Source organism: SAR324 cluster bacterium (genome assembly GCA_029245725.1).
In the GTDB taxonomy this organism is placed as follows: domain Bacteria; phylum SAR324; class SAR324; order SAR324; family NAC60-12; genus JCVI-SCAAA005.
In genome coordinates, this window is the sequence record JAQWOT010000012.1 from 1 (window position 1) to 6233 (window position 6233).

General features: G+C 45.8%; 7 protein-coding genes and 1 pseudogene. All 8 read left to right on the forward strand.

All coding sequences use genetic code 11. The features are described 5' to 3' along the window. Positions 1-932 (forward strand): TGS domain-containing protein (locus tag P8O70_00280; GenBank protein MDG2195320.1); only part of this gene is annotated, 932 nt, incomplete at its 5' end. After that, positions 932-1552: a dephospho-CoA kinase gene (coaE, locus tag P8O70_00285; protein MDG2195321.1), complete on the forward strand. Its 621-nt coding sequence runs from the start codon at positions 932-934 to the stop codon at positions 1550-1552. The genes P8O70_00280 and coaE, both read left to right, overlap by 1 nt. 80 nt (positions 1553-1632) lie before the next feature. Further along, positions 1633-2523: a hypothetical protein gene (locus P8O70_00290; protein MDG2195322.1), complete on the forward strand. Its 891-nt coding sequence runs from the start codon at positions 1633-1635 to the stop codon at positions 2521-2523. Between the two features lie 239 nt (positions 2524-2762). Further along, positions 2763-4133, forward strand: a pseudogene (locus tag P8O70_00295) (PfaD family polyunsaturated fatty acid/polyketide biosynthesis protein). Between the two features lie 101 nt (positions 4134-4234). Beyond that, on the forward strand, positions 4235-4693 hold the full coding sequence (gspG, locus tag P8O70_00300) for a type II secretion system major pseudopilin GspG (GenBank protein ID MDG2195323.1): 459 nt from the start codon (positions 4235-4237) through the stop codon (positions 4691-4693). Further along, a complete protein-coding gene (locus P8O70_00305) occupies positions 4662-5213 on the forward strand; it encodes a hypothetical protein (GenBank protein MDG2195324.1) in 552 nt (183 codons plus the stop codon). Before gspG ends, P8O70_00305 begins: the two co-directional genes overlap by 32 nt. Then, complete coding sequence (locus P8O70_00310) at positions 5210-5599, forward strand: prepilin-type N-terminal cleavage/methylation domain-containing protein (GenBank protein ID MDG2195325.1); 390 nt, start codon at positions 5210-5212, stop codon at positions 5597-5599. The genes P8O70_00305 and P8O70_00310 overlap by 4 nt, the downstream gene beginning before the upstream one ends. Further along, positions 5562-6233: prepilin-type N-terminal cleavage/methylation domain-containing protein (locus tag P8O70_00315; protein ID MDG2195326.1), on the forward strand; the 672-nt coding region annotated here is incomplete at its 3' end. The genes P8O70_00310 and P8O70_00315, both read left to right, overlap by 38 nt.

Sequence of the window (6233 nt, forward strand, 5' to 3'; positions counted from 1 at the left end):
ATTTTGCCTTTCAGATTCATACTGATTTAGGAACCCATTGTGTGGGTGCGTTGGTGAATGCTCCACGCTCCCAAAGTGCGGACCAGAGTAGCCGAAATTGGGTTTCACGTGACCGTAAACTGGAGCATGGTGAATCAGTGCGAATCCTGGCTCGTCCAGATCAGCATCCCGACCGAAACTGGCTGGAACAATCAATCACAGCGAGAAGTCACCTGAACATTCGCCGTAGCCTGAGACAGCAGAATTCCCGAAAAGCCCAAGAAGTGGGACATAATTTTTTGGTGAGTGAGTTGTTCCATTTTCAGCAGAACGTTGATCAATGGTTCCAACAAGAAAATGTTCAGGAAGCCTTGGTGAAGGAGCGTTTGACAAAGGAGCGTTTCCTAGAAGAATTGGGACTACAGCGCAGAGAATTGAAAACCTTCCTCAAGACCTATCAACTCTTACCAAATCAGGCTTTGCATGGTATTGCCCGCCTCAGAGCTTGGTTTCAAACAAAAGAAGTGCCTGTCTTTAAGGTTGAAAATGAAAATGAAAGCATTGTCCATCTGAGCGCATGCTGTCATCCAATTCCAGGTGACCGCGCTCTGGGCATTCCGAATGATCAGAAAGAAATGGAGATTCACCGTGGCAACTGTACTAATATACCAGCCCGTAAAGGACTTCCTCCAGTTCAGATCAACTGGGCTTTGCCAGAATCTCGTCTTAGGGGTTATAGACTGAATCTGCTGACCATCGATGATCGAGGTATTTTATTTCAAATCACGAAAGTCATCAAAGACGCAGGAGTAGCAATTCTGGACTCGAGAAGTTTTCAGAAAAATGAACAGGAAGCTGTGATTGAGCTAAGTTTGGAGCCCATATCTTGGCGCACTTTTCATAAAATTGTGGAGCGATTGCGTCCGATGAAGTTTGTCAAGCAGGTCTGGTGATGGAAGCAGGTCACCCGCTTGTTGGGTTGACGGGTGGAATTGCTTGCGGAAAGAGTACAGTTGCAGCGTATCTTCGTGAAAAAGGCTATCCGGTCATTAATGCAGATCGAGTTGGCCATATAGTCCTTAATCCAGGCCAACCAGCTTATGACCAGATTTTGGAAACTTTTGGTGAAGGGATCCTGACTGATAACAAGGAGATCAATCGGAGGGCTCTTGGCAACATTATTTTCAATGACAGAAAAGCCCGAGAGCAGCTTAACCAGATCACTCATCCACCGATCGCCCAATTAATTGAAGAACGCCTGCTAGATTTGACTAGTTTTTTGGATTCGGGGAAACCTGTTTTTTTGGAAGCAGCTCTGCTGATAGAATCTCAGTGGAGATCACGTTGTGATCAAATCTGGGTGGTGACTGCTCCAAAAGATCAAATCCTCCAACGTTTGAAAATCCGAAACGGTCTAACTGCTGAGCAAACCAAGGTGAGAATCGATTCGCAACTTCGTCAGGAGGAACGATTACCTTATGCTGACGTAGTTCTGGAAAATCAGGGTTTGCTTGCTGATTTGTTAAAACAAATCGATCTTGCCTTGGCACCACTCCAAGTCATGGGAAACTGATGAAAACTTCACTCCATCTGATACTTGACTGTCGAAAACCACACATGCGGTTTTTTTGGTGCAGACATGGTTTGAGAATTATGGAACGTCTGACTCCAGCCGGACTTTCTTTCTTGACCCCTCACATGATGCTAGAGCAAGAAATACGTAAGGCGTTGCATGGAGGCAGTAATCGCTTGGTTATCATTGGTAGTCCAGAGCTATTGTCACAAAGCTTTCATCTACTGATGAAGGAGTTTGAGAGTGGACAGCCTCCTTGTGAGATTGGGTTTTGGCAGGTTACAAAGAAAGAGGCATGGTTCTCCATGTTACAGACATCTGAGACTTTCAGCTCCCTCTTGCATACCTTCCGAAACGGGCATGCAGTCCCGGTCAACGTTATCAAAGCTCGATATACGGACCAAAACTCACAACTCGAGACCACGTACTTTTGGAACGAAATAATCGTTCAGGCAAGTGGTCAACCTTCTAGCTCTATTGTCACCATTGGGGAAGAGGAGTGGACGCATCAGGGCAAGGTACGTTTTAGATTAGCTTTACATCAAGAGCCTTTGCATTCTTGGCGGATCAATCACAGTAATTTGCTCAAGGCAAATGATCTTCAGGTTTATACAGCTAAATTTTCATCTCCTACAGACGGAGTAGCTAAAATGCAGCATGTGCCACCGAGTGAAAATTGGCTTGGTAAGGGTGAATTTGTCCAATTGCACGGTAATTATTTTCAAATGTATTCACCACATGGTGGGTGGACGACTGAGACTCAACAATTGCAGGTGGAGGTGCTGCCTCGGAGTCTGTATCTGTTGATCCCTATGATTCCTGCAAGAACGGCTGAGTGTTCACGAGCAAACCTACTTGCGTTCAAACCTAGGTCATTAGTGGTTGCAAGTCGTCAACGATCACCACAGAATGCTGTGAAAAGTTCTGGAAAAACAATGGATAACCTTTTTCATGATGATAAAAATAAGTGAAAGAATCCGTGCTGCGATACCATCCCAGACTACCCGAACTAGGAAGAATTGATGTACCCCGTTCTGAAATTGCTGATCAACCCCAAAAACTTCACGCTCACCTGCTCAATCTTGACCAACCAGTTTATTTACTCAACAGTCCTGATGGGCTAGCCACATGGATCCCTTCGCAATCTGCGAGTGAAAATCAACTGACCCAATCTCTGATTGGAATTTTACCGGTGCAGTCTCCATCCCTTTTGGGGGATCCTGGGTTCTGCCAGTCTCATGGTACTCGCTATGCCTATCATGCAGGAGCAATGGCAAATGGGATTGCCTCTGAGGAACTGGTAATTGCTCTTGGCCAACAAGGAATTTTAGCTTCATTTGGTGCGGCTGGCTTGGTGCCTTCTCATATTGAGGCAGCAATCCAAAAGATTCAGCAGGCTTTGCCTAATGGTACCTATGCGTTCAATTTGATCCACAGCCCTAGTGAGCCCGCTTTGGAAATTGGAGCTGTCGAGCGCTATCTTCAAAATCGGGTGTGTTGCGTTGAAGCAAGTGCATTTTTGGATCTGACCGCTTCTATTGTAAGGTATCGCGTGGCAGGTCTTCACCAAACTAATGGAGGTATCGAGATCAGTAATCGGGTGATTGCAAAAGTCTCCAGAACAGAGGTGGCTCGAAGATTTTTGGAACCTGCACCAGAAAAATATTTGAAACAATGCTTGGAGAAAGGGTGGATAACACAGGAACAAGCAAATTTGGCAACTCATGTGCCCATGGCAGACGACCTGACTGTGGAAGGAGACTCTGGGGGACACACGGATAATCGTCCACTCGTAATTCTCTTGCCGACAATGCTTAAATTACGGGATGAGATTCAGGAGGCGCGACCCTATTCAACCAGAATCGGGGTGGGTGGTGGTTTGGGTACACCAGAGGCTGTGATGGGAGCGTTTGCAATGGGAGCTGCTTATGTGGTGATTGGCTCTGTGAATCAGGCCTGCTATGAAGCGGGTGCATCGGAGCACACCCGTCGATTATTGGCACAAGCGGAGATGGCAGATGTTACTATGGCTCCAGCTGCAGATATGTTTGAGATGGGGGTTCAACTACAGGTGCTCAAGCGAGGAACCATGTTTCCGATGCGGGCTCAGAAACTTTATGAGTTGTACCGTCGATATGATTCTATTGAAGAAATCCCTAATGAAGAGCGCGATAAAATTGAGAAGCAGGTGTTTCGTCAACCGCTTACTAAAATTTGGGAGCAGACAGAAACTTTCTTTCTAGAACGTGATCCTCAACAAGTGGAGCGAGCTCAAAATCACCCCAAGCGAAAAATGGCTTTGATTTTTCGATGGTATCTAGGCCTATCGTCGCGTTGGTCGAATATCGGTGAAAAAGGCCGTGAGGCTGATTATCAGATTTGGTGTGGCCCAGCGATGGGAGCTTTCAATGCTTGGACAAAGGATTCTTATCTTGCTGATCCTCAACAAAGATCAGTTGTTGATGTAGCTGAACATCTAATGAGAGGGGCAGCTTATCTGAGTCGGTTACAGTTGATGTCACACATGGGTTTCTTGGTACCTAATTCTCTCAGAACATATAAACCTTCCCCTTTACGGTAGTTGCAAACTTTCCCGCATAGTTGATTGCGACTGTCAAAAAGTTACACTATAATTTTTGTATCTTCTCTTAATTTTCCATTAACTCTGCTCACCAATTTTTCATGTCTAACGTAACTTTTCCTCTCACACGCCCATTACACCGTCGTCGCAAAGGCTTTAGTTTCATCGAAGTCATGGTCGTCATCATGATTCTTGGATTGCTAGTGGGCATTATTGGCGTTTCTCTGTTCGATTCTGCATCACAAGCTACGGTTGATGCTACCAAAACGCAGATTCGTGGTTTGGAGACGGCTTTGGACCTGTACAGATTACACAATGGAAGATATCCCACAACTGATCAAAAACTTGGTGCACTGCTAGAGCGTCCAGAAGTCGGCATTATCCCAAAAAATTGGAATGGGCCTTATCTGAGAAGTAAACAACTGCCAATGGATGGCTGGGATAATGAGTTTGTCTACACCAGCGATGGTAACGATTACGAAATTATGTCACTGGGTGCTGATGGGATGGAAGGTGGAACTGAATTGGATGCCGACATTTCCTCCAACGATGCGCGCTGAGAAAGCCTATCGGGGCTTTACTCTCCTTGAACTGACTTTTGCTACCATTGTTATCTCACTGATCCTTGGGCTGACAATCCCCCAACTTCAGTCTGTAATGACTCAGGTTCCTCAGCAGGAACTGAGTTATCTGACGAGAACCCTCCGCCAGCTCCGCAATGATGCAATTCTCCAAAACCGGACCTACTGGCTGGTGTTCGATTTGCAGAATCAGCAAATCCGCATTGAAGAAGAAGACAGTGGTGAGCGTGAAGCATTTGCAGAGGATCATCCTGAACGCACCTTGCGCCCTCATTTGATTTCAGAGGATTGGGAGATTGCAGCAGTTTTACTGACCCAGGAAGAGAGAGAATTGATTCAGCCAGAGGAAGTTGAAATCTTGGTGGATAATTCTGGATTTGTTACTCCCTTCCGCTATCAGTTCAGGGAACGTGAGCAACCCGAAGAAACTTGGGAGATTATTACCAAAGGCTTATTGGGCCGAGTAGAAATGTTGAATCCCAACACTGAGGATACATGAAACTTCCAAGAGGTTTCACCGTTCTCGAAGTGCTGGTTGCGATGTCTATCCTGGTGGTGACTTTGATCGCAATATACCAAAGCTTCTCCACATCACTATTCATCCTTAATTCTACACAGAATCTATGGCGGGCGATCACAGGTTCTCAGAATGAACTGCTGCGCTGGGAACGTAGCTTGAAGGCCCCAGTTTCGTTGGCGCAGGGAGAAATTGCTGAGGAAGAAGATCCTCTTTTTGGCTTTGCATGGGAACGAGAAATTGAAGATACTGAACCCTTGCCTGGCATCATCATCCGACGGATCTACTACCGCTTGAAATGGAATGAGGCAGGATCCGAATATAGCTACGATGCCGAACTCTACGTCAAACCTACCGATCCAAGATAAATCATTTTTTCGAAAAATCAGCGGATTTTCCTTATTGGAAGTGCTGGTTTCTATGGCGATTCTCGGCCTGCTGGTAACCTTGCTCTACAGCAGCTTCTCCCAAATATCCAGGACCTCGTTAAGCGTAGAGAAGTCCTTGCGCGGTCGTGAAGAATTACGTTTAATTATGAAGGTAATACTAGATGATCTGCAAGCCATGCAGTACCTATCTCTCCTAGTCAAATTGAATGAATCAGAGAGTACAGGGGTTCAAATTGATAGCTTCGAGACAGGTTTAATTGCTAGGCTTGTTGATGGCCCCCAAGGAGCAGAATCTTCTTCAGCAATTGACTTTCATGCTGCACGTCGTGCTCGTTTCTATCCAGAATGGCGAGAACAAGACCCTAGGCTGCATGAGATCGGTTATCGGATGCAGGAAAACTCAGAAACAGGTCGTTGGGAGTTGTGGCGCAGAGAAGATTTTTATGTGGATCCTGATTTGTCTGAGGGTGGGAGAGATTACTTGCTGACAGACAGAGTGACAGGGTTTCTGGTGGAATTACTTGAACAGGAAATTGAACTAGCTGATGGAGGAACCCAAGAAAATTGGGTGAAAGATTGGGATACTCAGGAGTTAGCTTGCGAACAGAATTCT

Coding starts and splice junctions, on each gene's coding strand:
- coaE (MDG2195321.1), top strand. CDS start 932: ATGGAAGCAGGTCACCCGCTTGTTGGGTTGACGGGTGGAATTGCTTGC.
- P8O70_00305 (MDG2195324.1), top strand. CDS start 4,662: ATGCCGACATTTCCTCCAACGATGCGCGCTGAGAAAGCCTATCGGGGC.
- P8O70_00310 (MDG2195325.1), top strand. CDS start 5,210: ATGAAACTTCCAAGAGGTTTCACCGTTCTCGAAGTGCTGGTTGCGATG.
- P8O70_00290 (MDG2195322.1), top strand. CDS start 1,633: ATGGAACGTCTGACTCCAGCCGGACTTTCTTTCTTGACCCCTCACATG.
- gspG (MDG2195323.1), top strand. CDS start 4,235: ATGTCTAACGTAACTTTTCCTCTCACACGCCCATTACACCGTCGTCGC.